We start from the raw sequence: 25626 nt of genomic DNA on the forward strand, positions 1-25626 counted from the left end.
ATCCCCATGGCTCCCGCTCCGCCGACCCCCGGCTGCCCGCCTCCCATCGAAAGGTTCCGCCCCGATGACCAATGCTTCGATCCCGACGCAGACGCGGCGTCGCGTTCTGCCCGCAGGCGAGAACGGCTCGCTGTGGGAGGCTCGGCCCTCTTGCGGGATCTTCGAGTTCCGCGGGATGCGTCTGCGGCTCACGGTGGAGGACCCGGCGGAGGTCCTGTTCCCGACCGACTGCGGGCTGAGCCTGATCGCCGCTCTCAACGGTGACATGGTTCCTGACCTGGCGGGTGTCAACGCCTTGGACATCGGGGCCGGTTCCGGTCTCTACAGCGTCGCCCTGCTCGCGGCCGGCGCCGGGCGGGTGACCGCTCTGGACATCAACCCCGCCTCGGCCACCCAGACCGCGGTGAACGTGATGGCCAATGGTCTCGATTCCACGCGGCTGACCTGTGTCACTTCGCCACTGGAGGAGTACACACCGGACGAGCGGTTCGATCTGGTGATCACCAACCCGCCGCACCTGCCCTACGACCCGAGTTATGCAAGGAAGGACGGGCTGGAAACGGCTCTCGTCGCCCGGAGGGGAGGGCGCGCGGTGTACGACTCCGTCGTCGAGCGCGTGGACACGCTCCTCGCGCCGGGCGGCACGCTGCTCATGGCGCACTCCTCACTCGCCGACATCCCCCGGACCGTAACGGAGCTCACCAGGGGCGGCTTCGAGGCCGAGACGCTTGAGGTCTTCGAGATGGACATCCCGCTCCTGGCGTACGCCGAGCACAAGGAGACCATGCTGACCCTGCTGAGAGAGCGGCGAGCAGAGGGCCGGGCTGAATTCGACGGGGCGCGCTTCACGGTGCACGCCCTGATGTTCCGGCGCCCCGGGAACGCCACCGGCAGCTGACGTCCTGCCGGTGGTCGTGTGTACCACCCCGAGGATCTTCGGTCTTCAGACCGACACGTCTTGCTTGTCCTGCATCAATTGCGCGATCTCGGCCAGGGTGCCCGCTTCCGCGAGTTCGTCAAAGCTGATCTGCAATCCGGGGTCGCCTTCCAGTACGAGGGCCAGTTCCACCGCGAACAGTGAGTCCAGGCCGAGGACCGTCGGTGTGGCCTCCGGGGAGATCAGCCCGGGCCGCACCTGGAACTTGTCGGTCAGGATGTTGACCAGGATGTCGTACATGGCGCTTCTCCAGATGAGTCAGTGCGTGCGGGCGAGGTCGGGCCATACGACGGTGGTGGCACCCCAGGCCAGGCCGCCACCGAAGGCCGCCAGCAGGACCCGGTGCCCAGGCTTCAGGCTTCCTGCGCGGTCGGCGTGGTCAAGGAGGATCGGGATCGACGCGGCCGAGGTGTTGCCGACCTGCTCGATGTTGGACAGTGCGCTCTGCGCCGTGATGCCCAACCGCTCCGCGAGCATGGAGGTGATCCGTCCGTTCGCCTGGTGGGGAACGATCCGGTCCACGTCCTGCGGCTTCCAGTTCGCGGCGTCCAGAGCGGCCCGGGAGGCAGAGGTCATATGCTGCACCGCTCGCCAGAACACTTCTTGCCCCTCCAGACGGAGATACGAGTCCGCCGGGGTGGCTCCGCCCCCCGAGCGTTCCTCGGATCCGCCGCCGCGTACGGTGATCAGGTCGCGGCCACCGCCATCGCTGCCCAGCACGCAAGGCCCCAGGGCACCGGGTTCCTCGCAGTGACCCGAGCGCAGGACAACGGCGCCGGCTCCATCGCCGAAGAGCATGCTCGTGGGGTCGTCCGGGGCGACGCTCAGCGACAGCACGTCCGTGCCGATCACCAGGACACTGTCCGACGTACCCGCGGCGATCAGGCCCTGCGCGACCCCCAATCCGTAGACGAACCCGGCGCACACGGCCTGGACGTCCAGCGCGGTCACCCCGGTCATGCCCAGCCGTGAGGCGACGCTCGGGGCGGTGCCGGGGCACGGCCTGTCCGGCGACGTGGTGGCGACGACCACGGCTGCGACGTCGCCGACCGCGGAACGGGCCAGAGCCTCGCGGCCGGCCGCGACCGCCAGGTCACCGCTGGTGGTACCCGGCTCGACGACGTGCCGGAACCGGATGCCCGAGCGCTGAAACATCCATTCGGGCGACCGGCCCAGTCGCTCGACGAGCTCCTCGTTGGCCACCCGGCGTGGCGGCACGCACGATCCGACACCTGCCAGGACGGACGCCGGCGCCCTTTGATCCCTCACTCTTCCACCCTCGACTTCGGAGACACTACTCCAAGTAGCCACGCGCATACGCAGTGTCTCACAGGGTCACGATCGCTCGGGCGGGTAGCCCCCGGGCGAAAACTGGTCGAGCACGACCGGACGGTGCCGTAAGGTGGTGTTCACCGACGCGGGGTGGAGCAGCTCGGTAGCTCGCTGGGCTCATAACCCAGAGGTCGCAGGTTCAAATCCTGTCCCCGCTACCACACCGGAAGGGCCCGGATCCTTTATGGATCCGGGCCCTTCTGCCGTACTGAAGCAGCCCTTCGCGCCCAGGGCGGGATGGCGCACCGGGTGCCGCGTTCCGGCGACCGGACCGATGACGGCTATTCGACCCTCAGCGCCGCCAGCCGCTGCTCGAACGGCACCACCGCGAACCCGTCCGCCGGTTCCACCGAGGTGATCGCGCCCGTCAGCGAACGGGGTGCGACCGCGGCGGCGGTGTCGACGTCGGGTGCGGCGTCCCCACCGGCGGATGCCATGGCGCGCGCCAGCTCCGCGCCCGCACGGGCAATCCGCTGTTCCAGCCCCTCCTCACCCCAGTCCTCCGAGGCCGCGTACACGGCGGTCGGCAGGACGACCGCGCGCAGGTAGGTGAACAACGGCCGCAGAGCGTGCTCGGTGACCAGGGAGTGCCGGGCCGTGCCGCCGGTCGCACCGAGGAGCACCGGCTTCGCGGTGAGGGCGTCCTTGTCGATGAGGTCGAAGAAGGACTTGAACAGGCCGCTGTACGACGCCGCGAACACCGGCGTGACGGCGATCAGGCCGTCCGCGGCGGCCACGGCGTCGAGCGCGGCGGCAAGCCGGGCGGGCGGGAACCCGGTGACGAAGTGCCGGCCGATCTCCGTCGCCAGCTCCCTCAGCTCGATCACTTCGAGGTCGGCGTCCACGTGCCCCAGCGTCGCCGCCGCGAGCCGGTCGGCGAGCAGCCGCGTCGAGGAGGGCGAGCTGAGCCCCGCCGATACGACGATGAGCTTCATCCCCGCGTCTCCTCCTTCGGAGCCTCCTGGGCCGCCGCCACGCGTGCGGAGTGCGTCGGCGCGTCCGGCACGCCGGCCGGCCGCAGGTTCGCGAACTCCTTGCGCAGCACCGGCACGACCTCCTCGCCGAGCAGGTCGAGCTGCTCCAGGACGGTCTTCAGGGGCAGGCCCGCGTGGTCCACCAGGAAGAGTTGGCGCTGGTAGTCGCCGGCGTAGTCCCGGAAGGACAGGGTCCGCTCGATGACCTGCTGCGGCGAGCCGACGGTCAGCGGGGTCTGGGCGGTGAACTCCTCCAGGGACGGGCCGTGGCCGTACACCGGCGCGTTGTCGAAGTACGGGCGGAACCGGCGCACCGCGTCCTGCGAGTTCCTGTTCATGAACACCTGACCTCCGAGCCCGACGATGGCCTGCTCGGGTGTGCCGTGCCCGTAGTGGGCGTAGCGCTGCCGGTACAGGTTCACCATCTGCTCGGTGTGGGAAGTCGGCCAGAAGATGTTGTTGTGGAAGAAGCCGTCTCCGTAGTAGGCGGCCTGCTCGGCGATCTCCGGTGAGCGGATGGAGCCGTGCCAAACGAAGGGCGCGACACCGTCCAGCGGGCGCGGGGTCGAGGTGAAGGACTGCAGCGGCGTGCGGAACTTGCCCTTCCAGGTGACGGCTTCCTCGTCCCACAGGCGGCGCAGCAGCGCGTAGTTCTCGATGGCGAGGTCGATGCCGTCACGGATGTCCTTGCCGAACCAGGGGTAGACCGGACCGGTGTTGCCGCGGCCCATCATCACGTCCACGCGGCCGTCCGCCACGTGCTGGAGCATCGCGAAGTCCTCGGCAATCTTCACCGGGTCGTTGGTGGTGATCAGCGTCGTCGACGTGGAGAGGATCAGGTTCTCGGTGCGCGCGGCGACGTAGCCGAGCATCGTCGTCGGCGAGGAGGGGACGAACGGCGGGTTGTGGTGCTCGCCGGTGGCGAAGACGTCGAGGCCGACCTCCTCGGCCTTCTGCGCGATGGCGAGCATCGCCTTGATGCGCTCGTGCTCGCTGGGCGCGCGTCCGGTCGTCGGATCGGTCGTGACATCGCCGACAGTGAAGATCCCGAACTGCATGGCTCCCCTTCCCTCCAAGATTGTTTACGATTCAACTATACCCCAAAACGAGAGGCGCGCCCGAGGTATTCCCGGCCAGCACGAGGCCACGAGGCACACACAGCGAGCGGCGGATCGCAGGTACGTCACTCAGCTCGTGCCCCTGCTCAAGAAGATCCCGCCGGCCGCCGACCTGGCCGGACGGACGGCCACGCAACCGCCCCGACGCGGCCGCTCGGCGACCGCGGCTGAGACCACGACAAACACCGCCGGACGGCCTGGGAGACGGGGGGAAACCGGTGATTGCTCGCCGCGGCGTCTCGCGCGGCGCGAACATCCCGGTCACGCGCTGGAGGGCTGGCCGCTGCCGGCCGATTGATTTCTTACATGAGCGACAGCTCACGACACGCTAATTTGGGGCACCCCGAAGCAGAGGAGAGCCCCGTGGGCAAGGTGGTCATGTACAGCTCGGTGTCGGTGGACGGCTTCATCGCGGACGAGAATGACCAGCCCGGACCTCTGTTCGACTGGTTGTCCAGCGGTGACGTCCCGTTGGACGAGAGCGGCGCGCTGAAGGTGTCGCAGACGTCCTACGACTACACCCGGGTGTACTGGGACCAGATCGGAGTCACGATCGTCGGCCGCCACGTCTTCGACCTGACGGACGGCTGGGACGGGAAGCCTCCGGGCGGGATCGACCACGTGGTCGTCGTGACGCACCGGCCGGAGCCCGAGGGCTGGGACCCCGAAGCGCCGTTTCACTTCGTCAACGGCGTCGAGGCAGCCATGGCCAAGGCGCAGGAGCTTGCGGGTGACCGCATGGTCGAGGTCGCCGCTGGCAACGTCGGTGGCCAGGTGCTTGCCGCAGGCCTGATCGACGAGGTGCGCATGGATGTCGCACCCGTCGTTTTCGGGTCCGGCAAGCGCTACTTCGGGTCGGTCCACGCGCAGCACCTGTTGGAGGATCCTGACGTGGCGATTCAGGGCAACCGGGTGCTCCACCTGCGCTATCGGGTGCGCCGTTGACCGATCTGAGCGGGTACGCGAGGAAGTCCACTGCGAACGCTGAGGCCGGTCCCCCTGCACTGTGCTTCGGGGTTGGCTGGAGGTCAGTTCCCGGGTGGAGGAGGGCGGAATTTGGCTCAACCCGGAGTAGTCGTGCGGATTACGATCCATGCTGTTGCTATGGATCTGAACGTCTTCGTGGCCCTCGATGTCGGAGTCGAACTACAGTCTTTTGGCCGGTCCTCCAGATTTGTGCAAGGGGCTGGCGCAACCACAGAACAGGCGCTTGCCGCGCTGACGCTGAACGCCGAAAAATTGGCGCGGGATTTGGCTACCAGTGACGCGGCAGGCCTCGTGCTTGGGCATCCGGGCACAGCACACCTCGCATGTCGAGGCGCCTTCTGGCGTGCCAACTACGGTGTCTTTCCGGTCCGGCTGGCATCTGGCCCGTTGGATGACGGCTCCCCGGGGTGGATCGCATACGGTCCCTTGACGCAAAGACTGTTGAGGACTGAATGCCAGCAGCACCTCATGTGGGAGCAGTGATGTAGGGGACGCGGTGGCTTACCCACGGCTTCGCGACGCACCCGATGTCATCTCGTCAGGGCCGCACTAGGGCATGTGTGATGTTGCGATCAGTCGGCGACCTGCAGGAGGTCGTTGATCCAGATCATTGCGTCGCGGAGACGGAGGCCGGCGAGGTGGCCATCCGCTTCGGGGGCAACGAGCGGGGCAGGCGGGCGGACCGTAGAGCCTGCGGGGCCGGACTCGGCAGCCGGGCCCGACGGCGGTGCGCCCACTGGACTCGCCCGCGCCTGAGATTCGCCACCGCGCCGGTGTTGATCGCCTGGGCCCGTGTCGGGCCGGCCGTGTTCCGGCCTTTCCGTCGTCCCTGCGTGGCGGGGCCGACGGGACTGACGGGACTGACGGGAGTAAAGATCCGCCGGTTGCGTTCACGGGCGGGGGTGACCCTGGCCCGGGAGTGGGTGCTCCCGGTCTCGCAGTCCGGCGACCCCGTGGAACACGATCCGTTCGGCCCCAAGAGCTCCCCAGGCTGCCCCTCCCGTCATCGGTGGCTTGGTCTATCGCCCTCAGCAGGCGCAGCGACCGTTCCCGGTCCGCTTGTTCCCGCACAGAACCTGGCGGCCATGGTGCGGCGTCCGGCCAAGTGCGGCGTCCGGCACCAGTGAAACGGCCCGCGAAGGGGGCAGGGCGTTCGTAAGCCACGCTCCCGCTAGTGCGACGGCCCCGGCCAGCCGGCTCAGGAAGCGGCCTGCGGACTCATGCCCGCACACGGCCCCCGACACGACGCCGCCGGCCCGTCATCGCCACCACGTCCGTCCTCGCAGCCCCCGCTGTCCGGCCCCCAGCCCGGTTCACGGCCGTGCGGGCCGTCACCCGGTGAAGGGTGACGGCCCGCACGGACCGATGCGTACCCGCCCGACGGGGCGGCTGCCGGCGGTCGCCCGCCGTCAGGCGGCCGGCGGCAGTCCGCCCTGAGGGTCAGTGGTGGCGGCGGCCCCAGGACTCCGTGTCTACGGTGCGGCCACGGTCGTCGCGCAGGGTGGCGGTGTCGGCGCGGTTGCCCCAGACGTATTCGCGGCGGTCCTGGAAGAGGTCGGTGCGGGTGTCGCGGCCGTTGCCGGTGTGGATGCGGAGGGTGGCGCGGCCGGCGATGCGGACGTTGTCGAAGCGGTAGCGGTTGCCGTCGTCGTCGCGGAGGGTCCAGCCGCGGAGGTTGATGGCGTCGCGGGTGGTGTTGGTGATCTCCACCCACTCGTTGTTCAGGGAGCGGTTGGAGTGGTCGTCACGGCCGGGGCTGTCGGCCTGGACCCGGCTGATCTCCACCCGCGGACGCTGGTGGTGACCGTCCTGCGCGGCGGCCGGCAGCGCGGCCGCACCGACCACGGCTCCGGCGGCCAGAACGGTCGCGGCGATGCGGCGGACGGAGGAAGAAGCAGAAGACATGGGTGACGCTCCCTCAAGATGCATGCCCGACCAGCCGAAACAAGCTGGTAAGGCGGTGCGGGTTCCCAGCCCGGAATGAGCCGAGGCCCACACTCTCGACCCCACGACCGCCCCGCCGGCGCGCTCGCCGGGGCCGGTTACCAGAACCGGACATTCCCGTCACACTCACCTGCACACCACACGCATACCGCCTGAACGTGGCCCTGACATTCACTGACCGCTACACCCACCCGCCCCACCAGCGGAACCTGGAAACAACGCACTCCGGCGCACCACCCAGCGCACTCCCCACCCCCGTCACCCGCCCGGAGCAGTTGTTCAAGTAACAACCGTTCTGCGGAATTCTTCGCTCACGCGTCCACGGCTCGCACCGATATTCGCGCCCTGCGGCAAGCCAAACCACCCCTCGCGGCCCAAGGGCGGCGACGCGTACGGACCGCTCGCGCAGGGAGGCGTCAACCGTGGCGGGCAGGAACTCCGACACGTCTGCGGGCGTGAACGCCCGGCCGAGGTCCGCGTCCCACGCCGAGCACATGCGCAGTGACCTTGTGCCCGCCCGGCGGTGAGCCCGCCGCAGCCCACAACGTCGAGGGTGAGGGCGGCCGGTCGGATCGCGGCGAGGACGGCAGGTCCCCCGAGGGCAGCCAGGATTCCACCTGTACCCCGTCGAGCGTGGCCAGGATCCGGCCGGCCGCAAGTGCCTCGACCGCGCGGACATTGCGGCGCGATTCCCGGTCAGTGCTCAGCTCCGCGACCATCCGATGGGCAACTGCGCTGCCGTCAGGACGCGGCGCTGGCACTCGCGGGCCGGCCAGGTCATGACCGGTGAGGGAGTTGGCAGGCACAGCGGTCCAGTCCGGTCTGCGCACCACGGCGACATGCCCCTCAATGCCTGTTCGTCGAGCCATTCCAACTCCAGGACCTGGCGGCCCAGCGCGTGCTCGATGAGTGATGTGGCCCTGCCCGTCTCCAGATGCAGCAGGGGCTGGCCTTCGAAGAAGTAGCCGCCGTCGTAGTGGCCGGTGCCGACGGCGAGCAGCGGAAGCGAGGATGGGGCTCGTGCTCGTGCAACTCGGCCCTGTCGGCAGCCGTCAGTCGTCCATCGGTGTGGACGCTGCGTGGTCCTGGCCCAAGGCCCGGGACAGGGCCGCGCGGGTCGCTGCGACGGACGCGTGGTCAGCTCCGAGGGCGTCGATCTGCTCGGGCAGGAGCGCGGACAGCTCGGCAGTCGCACGGCCGTACTCCCCCGCGTCGGTCAGCCAGCGGGCCACGTCCAGCCGGGTGGACAGGGTGTGCGGGTGTTCCGGGCCCAGTACCCGCAGCCGGTCGGTGAGTACACCCTCCAGCAGGGCCGCCGCCCGGCGAGGGTTCCCGCGCCGGGCAGTCCACTCCGCGATGCCGGCCCGGGTGGCGAGCGTGTCAGGGCTGTCGGGGTCGTCCTCCAGCTGGACGGCCAGCAGATCGTCCAGCGCCTCCAGGGCTCCGTCGAAGTCCCCGAGCTCGCCGCGATGGCGCATCGCCGCCGCGCGGGCGCGGAGTACGTCCCGGTGGCCCGGGTACCGCCGCGCCAAGGCCTCCTGCCAGGCCTCCTCGTGCAAGGCGAAGGCACCCTCGTGATCGCCGGACGCGGAAAGAAAGTTGGCCAGGTGGTTGCGATTGCTGACGGTGTCGCGGTGGGCCGCGCCCAACACCCTGATCCGTAGCACGTACAGCGACCGCAGCTCCGCCGCCGCACCCGCCGGGTCACCGGCCGCGCCCCGCCACACGGCGGCGCTCTGCCGGGTCTGGAGCAAGTCCGGGTGTTCGGGCGCAAGGAGCCGGGCCTGGTCCTCAGCCAGGGCCTTGAAGGCCGCGGCCGCGCCCGCCTGGTCCCCCGACTTGGCCTGCCACCAGGCGAGGTGACCGCGGGCGCCCAGGCTGATCGCGTCATCGGGATCGAACCGTGCGGCGACGGTCCGCTCCAGCCACCGGAAGTGCCGTAACGCGGCCGTCGCCTGGCCCGAGTCGCCGAGGCTGTGGCCCATGCGGAAGAGCACCTCGTGCGGCGCGGGGGCGAGCAGGTCCGGTCCGGCTTGACGCAGCAGGGCGAAGGCGTTGGAGCGTAACTCCCGGTCGAGGCGGGCCGGGGCGTCTGCGATGCCCCAGCCCTCCAGGAGCGCTTGCGCGGCGGCCGCTACCGCGTCCTCCCGCTCGGGGGCGCTGAGCAGGTCCCGCGTGGCGCGCTGCGTCATCACGTGGATCCGGACCGACGCCCCGCCCGTAAGCGCGCCGGGCCCGCTTCCGTCGACTGGTGTCGGGCTCCGGTCGATGTCGAGGAGGCTGTAGCGGCGCAGGTTGTGCACTGCGTCGTGGACGGTATCCCCGGCCGCAGCCTTGGGTTCGGTTGCAGGTCCGGCCCCGGGTCCGGCCGTGGCTGCGGTTCCGGCTGCCACCAGGGCCAGCACGGCGGGGGTGGAGAACAGTTCGCCCGGTACGCCGGTGCCGTCGAGCAGGCTGAGGATGTGCATGACCGGCCGGGCCGCGCCTTCGGGGCGCAGGGCGTCCGAGGCCTCCACGGACAGGGACCAGGCGACGGACAGCGGCCTACGGTACTCGATCAGCCCCTCGCCCTCCTCGGGCACGAGGTCCGCCAGCTTGGCGTCGCGCCGGACGAACCGGTCCCTGTATTCCCTGCAAGACCGGCCGGTGTTCCCCATGTACGCCGCCACCTGCGCGAGGGCCAGCGGCAGGTGTCCGAGGTCATCGGCGAGGGCGTTCAGTTCCGCGTCCGTGCCGGCCGACGGGTCGATGACGCCCCGGAGGTAGGCCAGCGACTCCTGCGGGCTGAACGGGATGAACTCCACGACCGTGCAGCGGCGGTCGAGTGCGTCGATCCGGCGCCGGGTGGTGATCAGGGTGCTGCCGTGTTCGGTGGTGGGTGGCCAAAGGCCGTGCAGGTCGCCGGGAGAGGAGAGATCGTCCAGGACCACGCACCAACGGCGGCGGGTCTTGGCCAGCCAGGACGGGAGCTGGGTCGCGGCTTCCTCCGCCCGCAGGTGGGGCCGGGCGCCGGCCAGTTCCGCCGCGGCCTCCACGAAGCCGGAGACCACGGCGTCGCGCGTGGAGGCGTTCACCCAGATCAGCAGGTCGAGATCGCGCTGCGCCAGCCGCGAGCGGCCGTACGCCGCAGCCGCCTGCGTCTTACCGACGCCCCCGTTGCCCCTCAGCAGGAACCGGCCCGGTCCCTCGGGCAGGTGGAGCCTCGGCCGCTCCAGGAACGCCGCAGCCGGCTCGGGCAGGGCGCCGAACTGCCTTGGCCATGTGCGTCCTTGGTTCCGAACGAGGGCATCGGAGGCCGAGCGCCGTCCGATCCGCCCTTCGACGATGAGCTCGTCGAGGCGCTGGTAGCGCCGCTGCCAGGTCCTGAGGTCCGGCTCGCCGGGGCTGCCGGAGTACCGGTGGGCCGCGACCACGACGGCCTCAACGGTGGCCCAGCTGGGAGTGCTACGGCCTCCCAGCACGTCGCTCAGCGTTGATCTGGGCTGGTGCATCCCGGCCGCGCCGGTCTCACGTTCCAGCGCGCGCAGGGACAGCGAGCCGTGTTCGGCGACGTACGCGTCGAGCAGCCCGGCGAACCAGGCGCGGGCGGCTCGCGCGACTTCCACAGGGTCTCCCGGCGCCCTGTCGGAAGACGGAACGTTCGTCTCATCGGTCACCGCACGATGGTAGGAAACGGGGGTACGGGCCGCAGGATTTCAGCCGATCCGGCCGTGGGGCGGGCCGGTTCAGGCCGTCGGGTTCAGGTCTGGCGCGCTCCCGGTCCGGCCGTCGGCGGGCGGCTGGACCGCCGACGGGCCAAGGCCCTGCGGGCCGCTCGTACCGCGCGGTGGAGCATGACGGTCGCGCTTCCGGCGGACGCCACCGCCTGGAGGTACGGAACGGCGTCGATGACGTGCTCAAGAGTTCGGACTACCAGGTCGTTGATGTGCATGGGGCTCCTCCCCTGGCCGCTGCCGTTCCGGGTGACGTCCCGGAACGTGCTCCCAGGCTGCGGCCGGCAGGGGTGTCCGGTGCTGAACCCGGACACGCCCGGACCGTAGGGATGCCCCTGAGGACTCGATCGGCAAGCACCGGGGGCGCCTGGCATCGGGCTCCGGCCGACTTGTTCCGGAGTACGTTCAACGCCCTTGGGGTGGGACGAAAAAGCCGCCGGGCGAGCGGCAGCTGTTCGCAACGCGGGGAGCCGGCGCAGGTCCCGGATCGCGCAGGTGGCAACCGCCGGGACCTTCGCGGTGACGGTGCCCAGCGGCTCGCGACCAGGTCGGGGAAACGGTCCCCGTTTCCAGGCCCGGCTACTGCCCCAGGAAGGTCTTCCGCCACTCCAGCGGCGACATGGTCGGCGCGGCCTCGGCGAGTTCCCGCGCGGACGCCCTCTTGAGGCTGTTCGGCGGGATCGTCCAAAACAGCGGTCAGCCCGGACGGACCTGCCGGTGGACTCGCTGACCGCCGCGCCACTGCCGTCCCCAGGCATCACCTGCCGTCTTGTTTCCGGTGGGGCCTTTCGAAGCTCTTGCTGAAGCGCCAGAAGAAGCAGGGCTCACTTCTTACAGGGGAACGTCACCTGCTGGCTGCGGACGCTCTTCTTCTGGTCCGGCAGGTGGAGCGTGACGTACCCGGTCACCGCCTTGGCGTTCTTGGGCGCCGGCATGTCCACGACCTGAAGGGCGACCTTGGTGGAGGTGCCCGCGCCGAAGGCGAAGGATCCCGGGGAGACCCGGGCGCGGCTGGCGTTCACGGTCCAGTGGTAGCGGACCGTGCCCGGCCCGGTCGCCGTGATCTTTCCGTCGAAGGCCATGGCCACGGGAGTGCCGTTGCACTCGACGGTCTCCCCCGGCTTCAACAGGGTGACCACTTCGACTTTGGTGACCTTCACCGCCTTCACTGCCTGCTCGCCCCCGCTCGTCCCGGCGGTTCCGGCCTGCGCCGCGTGGGCGGGGGCGAGGGCCACCGAGGAGGCGAGGAGCGGGGCTGCGAGGAGCATGAGGTATCGACGCCGCATTGTGCTGCCTTCCGGATGAGGAAAGCCCCCGATCTCGGTTCCAGGATATCGGCTGCCCGCCCGGGCGGCCCGGCAGCCGGCGGTCAGCCCTGCGAAGGGATCGGCGCTTTCGACACGGATACCGCACCGGGGTCTACGCCGCCGACCCGCAGGTTGGCCGGAGTGTGTCCCCTTGAACGACGGCGTTGAGGTGTTCGCTCTGCCGCAGCAGTCGACCCGGGCGCCGGCCAACGCGAGCTCCGTAGAGCTGGGTGAGCTTGCATACCGCTGGACCACGCGGCTCCGGTCTGAGGACGGGGACGAAATGCCAGACGATGATCTACTGGCGGTCCTGAAGGGGGTTGCCCGGCTCGCGGCGTATGCGGTGAACACCGGTTGCGGCCGCCCGCCTTCGAAGGCGGCTCGCGTTTGACGCCACCGCACGCCAAGAGCTCGGGCCCAAAGGGGCGTTGCAGAAGGGCGCCGTCCGCGATCACGATGAAGGCCCGGATGACAGGTCACGAGGGGCGAGTGGCTCGGGCGTCGGCGGTACGCCACGTGCTCGGCGGCTGTCCGGTGCCGCGCTGGAAGAAGGTGGTGAAGTTCGCGGCGTCCCGGAAGCCGAGGCGCTGTGCGCACCTGCCGACCGGCAGGTCGGTGTGGGCGAGGAGCCGTTTGGCCTCCAACAGGGTTCGCTGGTCCAGGAATTCCTTGGCGCCGACGCCGACGGCGGCGCGGGTGGCCCGGGTCAGCGTGCGCCGGTCGTAGCCCGTCACCCGGGTGTAGTCGGCGACCTGGTGCCACTCGGTGAAGTGCTCCTCGACCGCCGCCCGGTAGCGAAGGAAGACATCGTGGTAACGCCCGTCGCCGGCGGTGGGGGTGGTGGCCTCGGCCGGCAGTACGCGCAGGACCAGCGCCGCCAGGAGGTGGGAGAGCAGCGCGGGTGAGGCCAGCCGAGGTTCCCGCACCGCCAGGTCGTGCTCGTCTCGCAGATGATCGGCTGCCAGCAGGGCGAGCGGTCGCAGCGGGTGGTCCAGGTGCCAGGTGGCGGGCGCGGAGAGGTCCCAGGCCGGGGTCGGGCCCAGGTCGGGCAGGAAGCCGGGCCGGAAGAGGATCAGCGGCCCGTCGACGCCGTTGACGTCGCTCCAGCGGTGCACCATGCCCGGCCGGATCCACGCCACGCTCCCCGCTCGCAGGAGGTACGTCTCGAAGTCCGCCACGTGGCTGCCCCTGCCGGAGGCAACCAGGGCGAGCACATGGAAATCCGGTCGCTGCGGCCGGGTACGGGCACCCGCGCCGTCCATCTCGCGGAGCCGCGCGAAGCTCAGGACCTCCACCCCGTACGCCGCTCCGAGAGCGGGCAGGTAGTGGAGTTGCCGCACAGTGCGGTGTCCGTTTTCCACAAGAGATGCGTCTCTTTCTACCGGGGAGCGCGTGCGGGACGACTGTAGCTTCGAAAGCGCCACCCGCTGATCAGAGCGGGTGGTGCTTGCACACTCGCGGCGGATGCGGCAACTCCTCCGTCGCGCACCACGTCGAGGGAAGAGCGCGGGAATGATGGAAAACACAAGCACTGTACGAGTGGCGGGCGGCACTGTCGAGGTGCGCTGGAAGGGGTGCACCGGGCCTGCGCTGGTGTTCGTCCACTACTGGGGTGGCTCCGCCGCCACCTGGGACGGGGTCATCGGACGGCTTCCGGCCGAACAGGTCACGGTCCGCTACGACCAGCGCGGCTGGGGCACATCACGGGCACTGCCCGGCCCCTACACCCTGGACCAGCTCGCCGACGACCTCTCGTGCGTGGTCGAAGCCTTGCGCCTCGGGCCGTTCGTGCTGGTCGGCCACTCGATGGGAGGAAAGGTCAGCCAGCTCGTCGCGGCACGCCGGCCCGTGGAACTGGCGGGCCTGGTCCTGGTCGCGCCCGCGCCGCCGCAGCCGCCCGCCTCGGTGACCCCCGAGTTCCGCGAGGGGCTCTCCCACGCCTACGACTCGCCGGAGTCCGCCGAGCAGGCGCTCGACCATGTCCTGACCGCCGTCCGGTTGCCGGTGGCGCTGCGCGCCGCCGCCGTACGCGACAGCCTCGCCGCCCGCCCAGAGGCCCTCCGGGAGTGGCCGTTGCGGGGAATAGCGACGGACATCACGGACACCGTCCGGGCGATCGACGTCCCCGTCACGGTCCTGGCCGGAGAGAACGACGCGGTGGAACCACCCCACGTGCTCCGGGAACACCTGCTGCCACACATCCCGCACGCCCGGCTGCGCACAGTCCCCGGCGTCGGCCACCTTCTGCCCTTGGAAGCACCCGACGCGCTCGCGGCGGAACTACGCAGCCTCTCCGCCCGTCCCGGCAGCTGACTGCTCGAAGCTACGCCCCTGACGGTCAGAGGCTGCGTGACAACAGCTTCCATGGGCCCACACCGTGCAGTCCATGAGCGCCACCAGCCCGTAGTTCGGATGCACGATGCGCACCCGGGCGGACCGGCGGCTCCCCGGTGTGCATCGCGCCTTCGGCAGGCGCCACCGGATGCACCCTGCCCGCCAGCCACTGCACGGATGCCCTCCGGCCGGTGCGCCACCATCCGAGGCAGTGCGCGCCGCGGTCCGCACCACGGGGGCGGCGGAGCGCACCCGCCGGCACGGAGGGGTGAATGGCGCGCAGCATCGTCCGCGGAGCCGCCGGGAGGAGGCTCGGTGTCACGCCGGACTGTCCGATCGCCGGAACACCTGAGTCAGATCACGAGGAGGAGCCCTGGCTGGGCAGTGACAAGGTCTCCGAGCTGTGGCAGGTAGGTGAGCAGTTGGGGGGCAGCGGGTCCGGGTCGGCGGACTGGGTACCGGTCCGTCTGCCGGTGGGCGCGCCGGTCGGCGTCGGCTGGGCGGTAGCCGGCGCACAGCCCGTAGTCCCAGACGGTCCGCTCCGTCGGCGCAGCAGCGGCAGCGTGGTGGCGACCATGCCCGCGGGTTCCGGCCTGCGGAAACGTCACTTGTAGGGCGGCATGTTGTTGGTCGGGTCTCCGGGACTCCAGTCCATGTGGGACACGAGGACGGTCAGGAGGAGCACCGCCACGACCAGGACGAGCACCCCCACCCAGAAACTGTCCGCAGGTCCCGGACGGTGCGGCTCCGGCGAGCTGCCCGGCCGGTCACCGCCACCCTCACCAACACGGTCCTCGGCGTCACTGTCCCCATCGGGTGCCACGGCCCCTCCTTCGGTCAGGGCCATGGCACCGCACCTCACCGCAGGCGTCAAGACCGTCCGCAACGGCTGGTTTCCTCAGGCCGACGGGGGCGTGACCACCGGCGGGTCAGGCCGGTTGAACACGGTTGGCTACCAGCACAAGCACCAGCGTGAGGAGCTGCTCGTGCGTCGCGGCCTGCTGGAGGTTGGTGACGTCGTACATCGCGCGGCCAGTGCGCGTTGCGGTGCACGGTTGCGCGGCGGGGGCGTATCGGGGGCGCTGGGGCGGGATGGTGACTGTTGGTCCGGGTCGGGTGCGGCCGTGGGCTGCCGCCGGCGGGTCGGCGGGAGCGTGGCGGGCGGTGCGGAGGCGGTAGTCCGGCCGCCGCAGGGGACCTACGAGGCGGTTGGCGGTGCTCGTGGACAGTGGCAGACGGCACTGGTGGACAAGCGGGCAGGCGTCCTCGGCCCGTTCTTGGGTTCTCGTCACCCAGATCCCACGGCTGCTGGGGGCCATTCGGTTACGCCTGAGGCGACCCGCGCCGGGCGGCGGCATGCCTGGTCACAGGCGGATGGTGAACCGGCCGGGTCGGGCAGTTTCCGCAGCCAGCCGCGGTCTGCCAGCCTGACCGGCTTCCCGCGCAGCGGTTCCAGCTTGCCCCGCACGCCGACGTCCATCCCCGGCATCTCGCCGACCTGCCGGGCTCTGACCCGTCCGGCACCCTGCCGCACGACGCCGAGGATGCGCTGGCTGTCCGGCGGGAGCATTCTCCCCCGCGCCCGGCTCGCGGTGGGAATCAGCATCACCGTCTGTCCTCCCACCTGCCCGGGCACCGGCGTGGCCGAGGCGCGCTCGTCGGCGCTCTGATCGCTCACCGCTCAAGGACTCGTTCGGCGAAGGAGAGCTCGTCCCGCTCGGCTCGCACGTCTGCCAGCTGTTTGGCCAGCTGCTCTTCGAGCTCGTCCAGCTCCGCGCGCCGCGTGGTGATCCGTTCCGGCAGCTCAGGATCCAGCATGCAACCGGATCGTAGAGGGCTGTCCGGCCTCAGCCCGCCGTGCTCTCCGGGGGCGGCGAGTCACCGATCCTGGCAGGCCCGCGCACCCCACGGCTATCCGCCCGTCCAGGCCTTCCAGCTCTCAGCACGACGCCGCGGGATCCGTGATGCGCTGTTGGACAGTCCGCACAGTGGTTTCGGCGGCCTCACGACTACGCCTCCTTGGTGCCCCGGGTCGACGCCGGGTCGAGGGAGTCGACGTCCTCCATGAAGGACAGCATCCGGGCGTTGACCACGTCCGGGTGGTCGATCTGCGGGCCGTGCCCGGTCGCGGTGATGATCTCGGCGCGGGCCCCGGGTATCAGGCGCGGTACGCGCTCCAGCTGCCGCTTCGGGTGTACGAGCAGGCTGTGCTTGCCCATGATGACGTAGAGCGGGGTCCGGATGGACCGCAGCGCGTCCTCGGCGAGCGGCAGGGGTGCGGGGCGGCGGATTCGGTACGCGCGGGCGCCGAGCTGGATCCACTTGCGCATCTCGGGGACGGCGATGACCGGCTGGTCCAGCCACTTGGCGAGCCGGGGGCGCAGGGCCTTGGGGGCGAAGGTGGCGAACAGGCTGATGAAGACCCAGGCGAAGAAGCGCAGGCCGACCTTCTCCAGGCCGCCGGGGTCGAGTGCGGTGACGGAGGCGAGTCGTTCGGGCCGGCGGTGGGCCTGGTTGAGGACGAGCCAGCCGCCGTAGGAGGAGCCGACGAGGTGGACCTTGTCGAGGTCGAGCGCGTCGAGGGCTTCGTCCATCCACTGCGCGGCGCGCTCGGGCTGCCACATGGGCTCGCGGTGGACGCTGCGGCCCGCGTCACCGGGGGTGTCGAGCGCGTAGACGGGTCGGTCGAGGCTGAGCCCGGGGGTGTTGGGGTACCACATGGCGGAGCTGTAGCCCGCGCCGTGGATCAGGACGATCGGGGTACGGGATTCGGCTGCGGGGTCGGTGGGGCCGTACCGGTAGACGTGGGTGGTGCCGAAGCTCGTCTCGACATCCGTCTCGGAGCGTATGGGCGCTCCCATCGCGTAGAGCACATCGCCCGCGGCGAAGTAGCGGTCGCGGAGTTTGTCGTTGACGTAGCGGCCGACGTCGCGGCGCACTCGGGTCGTGTTCTCGGGCACGGGGCACCTCCGGGAAGATCCGTTCTTCGTGATACGACCGTACCATGTTGTTGGTACGGTCGTACCATGAAGGAATCCGGAACGGCCGGACTCGAACTCACCACCGACAGGCGGAGGCACGGCACATGCCGAAGCGCGTGGACCACGAAGAACGGCGCACCCAGATCGCCGAGGCCCTCATCCAGGTCGCCGGGCGGCGCGGACTGCACGCCGTCGGCATGCGCGACGTCGCAGCCGAGGCGGGAGTATCCCTGCGGCTCGTGCAGTACTACTTCCAGACCAAGGAGAAACTGCTCTTCCACGGCCTCCAGCACCTGACCGGCCGCTTCACCGCGCGCGTGGGCGCCCGCCTCGCCGCCGCCGGACCAAACCCGGGTCCACGAGCGACCATCGAGGCGCTGCTCCTGGCCTCCCTCCCCACCGACGAGGAGAGCCGGACCTTCCACCTCCTCTACAGCTCCTACTCCATCCTCTCCGTCACCGACGAGGCACTCGCCGCCCAGCCCTTCATCGACAACCCCGACGCCGCCGAGAACGCCCTCACCGAACTGCTCAAGCAGGCACAGGAGACCGGCCTGGCCGATGCCCACATCGACGCGCACACCGAGGCGATCAGCCTGCTCGCCATGACCGCGACCATGGGCACCAGCATCCTCGTCGGCCAACGGACGCCAGAGTCGGCCATCGCGGTACTCCACCACCACCTCGACCGAATCTTCCTCGAAATGGCCTTCTGCTCTCAGCCCGCGTGAACGTCGCCCTGGGTGCGGGAGGCGCCTTCGGTCGCCGACATGTCCTGCGTGCCGATGACGCCGAGCAGCTCAAGCTGAGCGGCGCCCTCGGTGCCGGGCGGGGCCGTGAACCACAGGAGGCGTTGGCGGCCGTCCTCGCTGAACAGGCTGTGACAGTCCAACTCGATGACGCCCAGCGTGGGGTGGACGATGCGTTTGTGATCGGTGCGGCGCAGGCCGACGTCGTAGGCGTCCCACAGGGCGGCGAACTCCGCGCTGCGCCGTCGCAGTGCGGCCGTCATCGCGGCGACCTCGTTGTCGCGGCCGCGGCGGGCGGCAACTGCCTGTAGGTCGGCGACGAAGACCCGTGAGTGGTGCGGATGGTCCTCGGGCGGATAGAGCGCGCGGGCGGCGGGATCGGTGAACCAGCGGTACGCGAAGCCGACGGCGGGCCCCCGCGGCTGCGGAGCACGGCCGAGCAGTGCCGCGGCCAGCTCGTTCTGGAGGAGGGTCTCGTGCAGGTCGGTGATGACCTGGGCCGGAGTGGTGGCCAGCCGGTCCAGCAGCCCGAGCAGGGCGGGCTGGACGTGCCGCGCGCCCACGCCGTGCGCCGATGCGGGCAGCGGCCGGTCGGCAAGATGGAAAAGGTGGTCACGCTGATCGCCTCCCAGCCGCAGCGCCCGGGCGAGGGCGGCCAGTGTCTGGGACGACGGCTGAGCGCCCCGCCCGCGCTCCAGCTCGGTGTAGTAGTCGGCTGACAGGCCCGCCAGTTGCGCGACCTCCTCACGCCGCAGCCCCGGCACCCGCCGCCGGGGCCCGGCGGGCAGACCCACGTCGGCAGGGGGGATCCGATCACGCCGGGACCTGAGGAACGCCGCAAGTTCGGGAAGGTTCACCCGCTCATCGTCGCCTCTCCGGCGGGGTCCGATCCAGGGGCTGGTGACCCCTGGGTGGGCTCAGCCCTGGCCCGAGCGGGCAACTCGGACGGATGGTTGCCCCATCGGGGTCGACCTCCTGCTCGTCGTGAGCAGCTCCGGCGCCCCCCGTACGAAGAGAGAACACCATGCCGTTCGCGAACTTCAAGGTCCCCGCCGGCACGCTCACCGCAGAGCAGAAGGAGCAGATCGTCATGCGTACCACCGACCTCTACGCCGAAATCTTCGGCGACCGGGCCCGGGCCACCACCCTCGTACTGGTGGAAGAGGTCGCCGACGCCGGATGGGGCATCGGCGGAGGAGTCCTGACGCTTGCCAAGATCGGGCAGGTCACGCAGGACTGAGGGCCTGTCCCGCCTCACCAGGAAGAGCCGACGCCGGGCCCGCTCTTCGTCGGCGGCCCGGACCCTGTCCCCCTCTCGATCGCGTGGCCCGGCCTGGCCAGGGCGAGCGGGCAGGGGGCGGAGGGCTGCGACCAGGACCGGTGGGCCACCCGGAGCCCGGCTATTGCCACCCGTACGTCCACGACACCACCACTGCCGACCCGTCCAGATCAACCGCCGGAGTGGGTGCGGCCGGTGGCGCATGTCTGCGGCGGTGTGGGCCGCGATGGGGCGTGACGGCGAACCGGCCGGGGCCGCGTTGCTCACGGCGACGGGGTGAAAACGCGCGTGAGCGCGGCCGGCCGGGGAGGAATCCGGGGCCACGCTCACGTGTCACACGGGGAAACCGGCAAGGCCCCCGGTGTGCTGCTGGGGCCTGATCAGGCGTTGGCGCAGGTGTTGCCGAAAGCCGGGTTGAGCAGCCCGATGACGCTGACGGTGTTGCCGCAGACGTTGACGGGAACGTGGACCGGGACCTGGACGAGGTTCCCGGAGGCGACACCCGGCGATCCGATGGCCGCACCCTGGGCGCCGGCGTCGGCGGAGGCGATGCCCGCCGCGCCGAGGAGGATGGCGCCGGTGGCGGTGATGACGGCCGTGGTCTTCTTCACAGGGTCTCCTTCAGGATGTGCTTCAAACGGTGTGCGAAATCGAGCGGCGGCGGCCGTGGGCCGGACAGACAGGCCCATGCCGGGCGCTTGTCCTCTCCAACTGCTCAATGGGGTAAACGTCACGGTGGTCGACCCGTTCGGGTGCTGCGCGTACGCCAGGGCCGCCGCCCTCTTCCCGACCACCGGCGCCTTGAGCCCCGGGGCGCAAGGGACCATCGGCACCAGGTCGGACCACCCGGCCGGCATGCACCGAGCGTCCGAGGCCGCGGCCGGGATGGCGGCATGCAGGCCGCGGGATCGCGCCGCGAAGCACGGTGCTGGGTACACGGACCAGACCGTCTGAGTACGTGCACCCATGCGCACAGGGTGCCCCGACCGGTGCAATGGGCCCATGAACGCGACTCTCTACGTGGTGGCCTTCGTACCGTGGGCCTTTCAGGGCGGTGACTGAGGCCCGGTGAACCGACGCGGCGGCTTCTGGCCGCGGCGTCCGGTGTGCAGCGGGCGAGACGGCCTGTCGCCTCGTCGCGGAGACCGACGGCCCGTGCCACCTGCCGTGCCGGCGTGTGCGGCGGATCCCCCGCACGGGCGAGATTGGAAAGGAACGGGGGCAATGGAAATGGAATACCTGATAGTCGGGGGAATCGGTCTCGCCTGGGGGCTCTTCCAGCTCTGGCGCGGCGGCGCATTCGGCGGCAGGTCATCGCAGCGCCCAAGACGTTCCCGGTCATGGGAGAACGACGGCGTCAGTTTCTCCTGCGGGGACGGTGCGTCCGGCGGTGGAGACTCCTCCTGCGGTGGCGGCTCCTCTTGCGGTGGCGGCGGAGGCGACTGATGCCTCGACTCATATCGCCGGCGGGGACACGCCGCCGGTCCGTAAACGGTGACTGCGGAGCCAAGGGCCGGCCCAACGGGCCGATCCTCGCGCTGCGCTGAACCCCCTCCGGGCGTCCCAGCAGTTCTCGCCGGAGGGCAGCGCGCTGGTCCCCGCGTCAAGACTGTCCTGACGTACGGCACCGGGATCGACCCGCTCCGCGTCCTCCAGGCACCCGTGCCCGCTCCGTGACCGACCGAAAACCGGAAGCCAGATGAAGGCCCTCGACAGCAGTACCTGGGACGTCGCGTTGGTGCGGCTCCTCGACGACGTCTACACCTTCGCGATGACCGGGCCACGTCTGCACGACGACTGGGCACGGGACGTCCTGGCCGTCATGCACCGGGTGGTCGCCGACCCCCGGGGCTGGCGGGGTCTGGAGTGGCAGATCGGCAAGGAGTGGCGCGAGAACGGCCATCCTTCCCACCTGTTCCTGCCGCTTACGGCCGAGGAGGTGCGTGCCTGGACCCACCCTGTCACGTCCGGCGCCGCCGGTGAGCTGCTCGCATCGCTGGCCCAGGAGTGGTTCTTCGAGCCCTCCCCTGTCCGCTCTCGGGCGAACCGGGACGAGGTGCTGGCCGACGCCCGGACGGTGCTCGGCCGGTTCGGTGCCGACGCCGTCTTCCGGACCTCCTCCGACCTGGCCCGGACCTCCGACTCGCCGGACTTCCTGGCCGGCGAGCTCGCCGGCGGCCGCGCCTTCACCGGCTACATGATGGACCTCGGCCTGATCGCGGTGAGCGCGGATGAGGTCGGGGTCTTCTGGTCGTTCAACGCGCTCTGAGCAGCCCCGCATCCGGCCAAGGTGACGTACGGGCGTGGGCAAGCGTTGATCCCGGCATGGACGAGACACTCGATCTGCTCGACACCTTGCTCGACGGAGTGAGCGAGCCACGCCTGAAACTGATCAGCGCCGACGAAGGGCGGGCGTTGATGGTGCTCCTCGGGCTCCTCGACGACGCTGGGCTGCCCGAGGACATCCGCCGGGCCGCCGGCGAGATGCGATCCCGTCTCGGCTCCCGCCTCGCCTGAACCACGGGGCGAAGGCCTCTCACGAGATCCTCGCCCCCGGGCAGAGGTGCTGGTGCTCAGCGCCCGGCCACCCAGGTGCCCGGCTACCCAGGTGCCCAGCCGCGCGACAGGCACAGCTCCGCGGGGCGCAGGCCGTCCCCGAACCGCGCGCCATTCCTTCTCTGTCCACGGCCGCCGGCAACGGCACGCAGGTCAGCGGGTCCGGCGATCAGAGGTGTCGGGGGAGCGCGGAGCCTACGAGTCCTGTTCCCTGAGGTGGGTGTCCAGGGTGGTGTTCAGGTCGGCCATGAACGCTTCGAACTGGTCCAGGAGCTGGGGCGGGTAGTTCGACATCGCCGCGTCGAGGCGGTGGGCGACCGGGTCGAAGAACTCCTCCGCTCGTTCCTGGATGTGTCCTCCGCCGCGCAGGGTGACGATGCGCCGGTCGGTGTGTTCACGGGCGCGGGTGATGTGTCCGGCGGCTTCGAGGCGGTTCAGCAGTGCGGTGGTCGCTCCCGTGGACAGGGAGATCCGCTCGCTGAGCCGTGCCGGTGACAGGGGGGTTCCGCGCTCCTCGGCGGCGGTGATCTGGAGCACCGCGATGGCGTCGGTGGAGTGCAGGCCGAGCCAGGCGGCGAAGCGGCGGCCGAGCTCTGTGTAGTGGGCGCCGTAGACCCTCAGTGCTTCCGTCAGCCGCTCGCGCTGCTCCGCGACATTGTCGCGCTTGGCCTCTGCCTCTTCCACGGGACCTCCACCCTCGTCGTCCGCCGCGCGGTCACATCGGCGTTCCAGGTTGACAACTACCCCCATCATTTTACCTTCACCATGGAATTACTTCACAATGGAGGCATCTGCTCGTGTCCGCCCCCTCCCCCACTCCCGACACCACCGCCGAGCCCTACCGATGGAGGTGGCTGATCCTGGCGGTCATGATCACGGCCGAGATCATGGACCTCCTGGACGCCTCGATCGTCAACGTCGCCGGCCCGGACCTGGAGAACTCCCTCGGCGCCGGCCCCGTAGGACTGCAATGGGTCATCGGCGGCTACGCCCTCACCCTGGGCGCCGGCCTGGTCCTCGGAGGCCGACTCGGCGACCGGTACGGCCGACGCCGGATGTTCCTGGTCGGCCTGGCCGGCTTCACCGGGAGCTCACTGCTGTGCGCGATCGCGCCGAACATCGAGTCGTTGATCGCCTTCCGTCTGTTGCAGGGCACCGCCGGGGCGATGCTGCTGCCCCAGGGCCTGGGCCTGCTGCGGGAGAACTTCTCCGGCCCCGAGCTCACCAAAGTCTTCGCGATCTTCGGGCCCGTCCTGGGCCTGGGCGGCATCATCGGCCCGGTCTTGGGCGGCTTCCTCATCGAGGGTGACTTCTTCGGCCTGGGCTGGCGGTCGGTGTTCCTGATCAACCTGCCCATCGGGATCGCGGCCCTGATCGTCGCCGCGAAGTTCGTACCCGACAAGGCGGGCAGCCGCACGGTACGGGTCGACATCACCGGCGCGACCCTGATCGTGGCCTCGTGCGCCCTGCTCGTGCTGCCGCTGAACCAGGGCCAAGAGGACGGCTGGCCGCTGTGGACATGGCTCAGCATGGCCGCCTCTGTGATCGGCTTCGCCCTGTTCGCGCTTCAGCAGCGCCGAACGGCCGCCGCGGGCCGCGAACCGCTGGTGACCCCCGCCCTGCTCCGCAAGCCCGCCTTCACCGTCGGGCTCGGCGGTATCGCCCTGTTCTTCGGCGGACTGATCGGAACCCAACTCGTCCTGACCCTCTACCTCCAGATCGGCCGCCAGTTCACCGCCGGCGAAGCGGGACTCGGCAACCTGCCCCTCGCGGTGGGCACCGCCATCGGCGGCGCCGTGAGCGGCGCCTTCCTCGCGAACTGGGTCGGCCGCCGCGTGCTCCAGATCGGACCGCTGTGCCAGCTCGCCGGTGCGGCCGTGCTGTGGTTCGAACTCGACGGCCTCGACACCACCACCTTCTCCATCTGGGACATCGTTCCCGGCACGACGCTCGCGGGCATCGGCGCCGGCATGGTGATCGCCGCCCTGTTCAGCTTCATCCTCGCCGCCGTCGACGACCACGAGATCGGCTCCGCATCAGGAGTCCTGACCGCGGTCCAGGCCGTCGGCGGCGCCGTTGGCGTCGCGATCTTCGGCTCGGTCTTCTTCGACCAGGTCAAGAACGGTGACTTCACCACCGGTTTCCACCACGCGCTGATCGTTCAGGCAGGCCTACTCATGGCGTTCCTCGCCATCACCTTCTTCCTGCCCAAGAAGTCCCGCCCCGAAGAAGAGCAGCACGGCATCACCCCCGAGGCCGCCATCGACTCCGACGCGGAACACCTCACCGTCTGACACCGGGCCGGGAGACCGCACCGCACCGGCGGTCCCCCGCCCCAGGGGAGCCGCCCCGTGATCAACGGCTTGGCGGTCGGCTCCGTAAATCCTTCGGGGTTGGCGTGAGGTCAGGCGGAGGCGGCTTGGAGGAGGGTTTCGGCTGCGGTGGTGCGGGCGTAGAGGACGGAGCGGCCGGCGCGGTGGGCGCTGACCAGGCCCGCGTTGCGCAGCGCGGTGAGGTATTGGGATACCCCTGCGGGGGAGAGTCCCGTGCGGTGGGCCAGCTGTGTGGTGGAGGCCGGCATGTCCAACTCGGTCAGCAGCAGGGTCCGTGAGCGCCCCAGTACGGCGGAGAGGGAGTCGGCCCGGGTTGCGGGGCGCGGCTCCCACAGCGTGCCGATGCCGCGCGCCGGATAGGCGAGTTGAGGTGGGTCCGGCAGCGTTGTTCGGGTGCGCGGTCCCGGTCCGGTGAAGGCCGAGGGGATCAGCAGCAGTCCTGTTCCTGCCGTCGTACGGGTCAGCGGCTGCTTTCGGCGGGCCATCCGTAGCGCGCTGCCGTCCCAGCTCACGGACGTGTGCAGGTCGTTGAGGAGGTGGCCGGCGCCGTGCTCGGCGGCCATGCGGGCCCGGTAGAGGACGTCTGCGTCCAGGACTGCCCGGATGCGTGCCCAGTAGGGGGCGAGTGCCACCTCCCAGTACGTTTCAAGCTCTTCCGTGACCTTGGCCAGGAGGCCCTGTGGGTCGTTGTGCAGTGTCCGCAGCCGGGGGCCCAGGTTCCCCTGGTGGCGGGCCAGGTGGTCGAGGTCCTGGCGTACCCGGTCGGTTGGCGAGGCCCGGATCGCGTCCCGCTCTGCCGCCGGGGTGGGGGCGGGTCCGGCGGGGGGCGGGTTGAGGAAGTCGGGGACGTAGCCGCCGGTGTGCGGGATCAGCTCGCGGAGCCAGCCCTGGTCCAGCCCGGCGGCCACCATGCGCGGGCGTACCTGGTCGGCCCATGGCCGGTGGATTGGATGCGTAGTGCCGGACGTCAGCAGCCGGAAGCTGGGCGCGACCTCCCACATCGGTGAGACGGCGAACCGCACCTGCGCCAGATCGCTCGTCGAGAACGCCAGCTCTGCCAGGACAACCACTCCTCAATGGAT

At 70.5% G+C, this 25626-nt stretch carries 26 protein-coding genes and 1 tRNA gene; 10 read left to right on the forward strand and 17 right to left on the reverse strand.

The features are described from left to right. Positions 1–64: 64 nt before the first annotated feature. Positions 65–898 (forward strand): methyltransferase, encoded by an 834-nt coding sequence (locus tag EES41_RS01665; protein ID WP_123074982.1) that lies wholly within the window; start codon positions 65–67, stop codon positions 896–898. A 45-nt stretch (positions 899–943) separates the two neighbouring features. Here EES41_RS01665 and EES41_RS01670 read toward each other — a convergent pair whose 3' ends face one another. Both EES41_RS01670 and EES41_RS01675 read right to left on the reverse strand, forming a co-directional pair. Further along, positions 944–1177 (reverse strand): acyl carrier protein, encoded by a 234-nt coding sequence (locus EES41_RS01670; RefSeq protein ID WP_123074984.1) that lies wholly within the window; start codon positions 1175–1177, stop codon positions 944–946. Positions 1178–1195: 18 nt separating this feature from the next. Next, positions 1196–2155 carry a beta-ketoacyl-ACP synthase 3 gene (locus EES41_RS01675; RefSeq protein WP_254211257.1) on the reverse strand — a complete coding sequence of 320 codons (960 nt, stop codon included), beginning with the start codon at positions 2153–2155 and terminating at the stop codon, positions 1196–1198. Between the two features lie 198 nt (positions 2156–2353). On the opposite strand from EES41_RS01675, the gene EES41_RS01680 reads away from it, so the two are divergent. After that, positions 2354–2430 (forward strand) — tRNA-Met (locus EES41_RS01680). 120 nt (positions 2431–2550) lie between these two features. Here EES41_RS01680 and EES41_RS01685 read toward each other — a convergent pair. Together EES41_RS01685 and EES41_RS01690 are read right to left on the reverse strand one after the other, a co-directional pair. Beyond that, on the reverse strand, positions 2551–3204 hold the full coding sequence (locus tag EES41_RS01685) for a CE1759 family FMN reductase (RefSeq protein ID WP_123074988.1): 654 nt from the start codon (positions 3202–3204) through the stop codon (positions 2551–2553). Next, positions 3201–4301, reverse strand: coding sequence for an LLM class flavin-dependent oxidoreductase (locus EES41_RS01690; protein ID WP_123074990.1), 1101 nt, complete (start codon positions 4299–4301; stop codon positions 3201–3203). Before EES41_RS01690 ends, EES41_RS01685 begins: the two co-directional genes overlap by 4 nt. Positions 4302–4724: 423 nt before the next feature. Here EES41_RS01690 and EES41_RS01695 point away from each other — a divergent pair, with 423 nt between their 5' ends. Continuing rightward, complete coding sequence (locus EES41_RS01695; protein ID WP_123074992.1) at positions 4725–5306, forward strand: dihydrofolate reductase family protein; 582 nt, start codon at positions 4725–4727, stop codon at positions 5304–5306. 159 nt (positions 5307–5465) lie between these two features. After that, positions 5466–5831 (forward strand): hypothetical protein, encoded by a 366-nt coding sequence (locus tag EES41_RS41225; RefSeq protein WP_164495698.1) that lies wholly within the window; start codon positions 5466–5468, stop codon positions 5829–5831. Positions 5832–6788: 957 nt separating this feature from the next. Here EES41_RS41225 and EES41_RS01700 read toward each other — a convergent pair. The 5 genes from EES41_RS01700 to EES41_RS01725 all read right to left on the reverse strand — a co-directional run bounded on the left by EES41_RS01700 (position 6789) and on the right by EES41_RS01725 (position 13652). Then, positions 6789–7253: a lamin tail domain-containing protein gene (locus tag EES41_RS01700; protein WP_123074994.1), complete on the reverse strand. Its 465-nt coding sequence runs from the start codon at positions 7251–7253 to the stop codon at positions 6789–6791. Between the two features lie 1091 nt (positions 7254–8344). Then, positions 8345–10897 (reverse strand): tetratricopeptide repeat protein, encoded by a 2553-nt coding sequence (locus EES41_RS01705; RefSeq protein ID WP_123074996.1) that lies wholly within the window; start codon positions 10895–10897, stop codon positions 8345–8347. A 134-nt stretch (positions 10898–11031) separates the two neighbouring features. After that, the gene (locus EES41_RS01710) at positions 11032–11223 is read right to left on the reverse strand and encodes a hypothetical protein (protein ID WP_123074998.1); all 192 of its coding nucleotides are present in this window, start codon (positions 11221–11223) and stop codon (positions 11032–11034) included. Positions 11224–11829: 606 nt separating this feature from the next. Then, positions 11830–12291: a hypothetical protein gene (locus tag EES41_RS01715; RefSeq protein ID WP_164495699.1), complete on the reverse strand. Its 462-nt coding sequence runs from the start codon at positions 12289–12291 to the stop codon at positions 11830–11832. A gap of 497 nt (positions 12292–12788) precedes the next feature. Beyond that, positions 12789–13652, reverse strand: coding sequence for an AraC family transcriptional regulator (locus tag EES41_RS01725; protein ID WP_254211258.1), 864 nt, complete (start codon positions 13650–13652; stop codon positions 12789–12791). Positions 13653–13827: 175 nt separating this feature from the next. On the opposite strand from EES41_RS01725, the gene EES41_RS01730 reads away from it, so the two are divergent. After that, positions 13828–14625, forward strand: coding sequence for an alpha/beta fold hydrolase (locus EES41_RS01730; protein WP_174261788.1), 798 nt, complete (start codon positions 13828–13830; stop codon positions 14623–14625). Positions 14626–15250: 625 nt separating this feature from the next. Here the strand turns inward: EES41_RS01730 and EES41_RS41230 are convergent. From EES41_RS41230 to EES41_RS01745, 4 genes are all read right to left on the reverse strand, one after another. Beyond that, positions 15251–15469 (reverse strand): hypothetical protein, encoded by a 219-nt coding sequence (locus EES41_RS41230; RefSeq protein WP_164495700.1) that lies wholly within the window; start codon positions 15467–15469, stop codon positions 15251–15253. A gap of 465 nt (positions 15470–15934) precedes the next feature. Beyond that, complete coding sequence (locus EES41_RS42655; RefSeq protein WP_254211259.1) at positions 15935–16324, reverse strand: hypothetical protein; 390 nt, start codon at positions 16322–16324, stop codon at positions 15935–15937. After that, the gene (locus EES41_RS41235; RefSeq protein ID WP_164495701.1) at positions 16321–16464 is read right to left on the reverse strand and encodes a hypothetical protein; all 144 of its coding nucleotides are present in this window, start codon (positions 16462–16464) and stop codon (positions 16321–16323) included. Before EES41_RS41235 ends, EES41_RS42655 begins: the two co-directional genes overlap by 4 nt. A 191-nt stretch (positions 16465–16655) precedes the next feature. Next, on the reverse strand, positions 16656–17606 hold the full coding sequence (locus EES41_RS01745) for an alpha/beta fold hydrolase (RefSeq protein ID WP_123075011.1): 951 nt from the start codon (positions 17604–17606) through the stop codon (positions 16656–16658). A gap of 125 nt (positions 17607–17731) precedes the next feature. On the opposite strand from EES41_RS01745, the gene EES41_RS01750 reads away from it, so the two are divergent. Continuing rightward, positions 17732–18358 (forward strand): TetR/AcrR family transcriptional regulator, encoded by a 627-nt coding sequence (locus EES41_RS01750; RefSeq protein WP_123075013.1) that lies wholly within the window; start codon positions 17732–17734, stop codon positions 18356–18358. Here the strand turns inward: EES41_RS01750 and EES41_RS01755 are convergent. Further along, complete coding sequence (locus tag EES41_RS01755) at positions 18346–19233, reverse strand: helix-turn-helix transcriptional regulator (RefSeq protein ID WP_123075015.1); 888 nt, start codon at positions 19231–19233, stop codon at positions 18346–18348. The genes EES41_RS01750 and EES41_RS01755 overlap by 13 nt on opposite strands. Before the next feature lie 167 nt (positions 19234–19400). Here EES41_RS01755 and EES41_RS01760 point away from each other — a divergent pair, with 167 nt between their 5' ends. Then, entirely contained in the window at positions 19401–19616 is a 216-nt protein-coding gene (locus EES41_RS01760) for a tautomerase family protein (RefSeq protein ID WP_123075017.1), read from the forward strand. 419 nt (positions 19617–20035) lie between these two features. Here EES41_RS01760 and EES41_RS01765 read toward each other — a convergent pair whose 3' ends face one another. Continuing rightward, positions 20036–20266: a chaplin gene (locus EES41_RS01765; protein ID WP_123075019.1), complete on the reverse strand. Its 231-nt coding sequence runs from the start codon at positions 20264–20266 to the stop codon at positions 20036–20038. 1088 nt (positions 20267–21354) lie between these two features. Between EES41_RS01765 and EES41_RS01780 the strand changes: the two genes are divergently transcribed. Both EES41_RS01780 and EES41_RS01785 read left to right on the forward strand, forming a co-directional pair. After that, on the forward strand, positions 21355–21924 hold the full coding sequence (locus EES41_RS01780; protein WP_123075025.1) for a hypothetical protein: 570 nt from the start codon (positions 21355–21357) through the stop codon (positions 21922–21924). A 56-nt stretch (positions 21925–21980) separates the two neighbouring features. After that, positions 21981–22172: a hypothetical protein gene (locus tag EES41_RS01785; protein WP_123075027.1), complete on the forward strand. Its 192-nt coding sequence runs from the start codon at positions 21981–21983 to the stop codon at positions 22170–22172. A gap of 234 nt (positions 22173–22406) precedes the next feature. On the opposite strand, the gene EES41_RS01790 is transcribed toward EES41_RS01785, so the two are convergent. After that, a complete protein-coding gene (locus EES41_RS01790) occupies positions 22407–22895 on the reverse strand; it encodes a MarR family winged helix-turn-helix transcriptional regulator (RefSeq protein WP_123075029.1) in 489 nt (162 codons plus the stop codon). A 113-nt stretch (positions 22896–23008) separates the two neighbouring features. Between EES41_RS01790 and EES41_RS01795 the strand changes: the two genes are divergently transcribed. After that, a complete protein-coding gene (locus EES41_RS01795) occupies positions 23009–24505 on the forward strand; it encodes an MFS transporter (RefSeq protein ID WP_123075031.1) in 1497 nt (498 codons plus the stop codon). A gap of 110 nt (positions 24506–24615) precedes the next feature. Here the strand turns inward: EES41_RS01795 and EES41_RS01800 are convergent, their stop codons facing one another. Then, positions 24616–25614 carry a helix-turn-helix transcriptional regulator gene (locus tag EES41_RS01800; RefSeq protein WP_254211260.1) on the reverse strand — a complete coding sequence of 333 codons (999 nt, stop codon included), beginning with the start codon at positions 25612–25614 and terminating at the stop codon, positions 24616–24618. Positions 25615–25626 lie beyond the last annotated feature (12 nt).

Origin of the sequence: Streptomyces sp. ADI95-16, assembly GCF_003721495.1 — a bacterium.
In the GTDB taxonomy this organism is placed as follows: domain Bacteria; phylum Actinomycetota; class Actinomycetes; order Streptomycetales; family Streptomycetaceae; genus Streptomyces; species Streptomyces goshikiensis.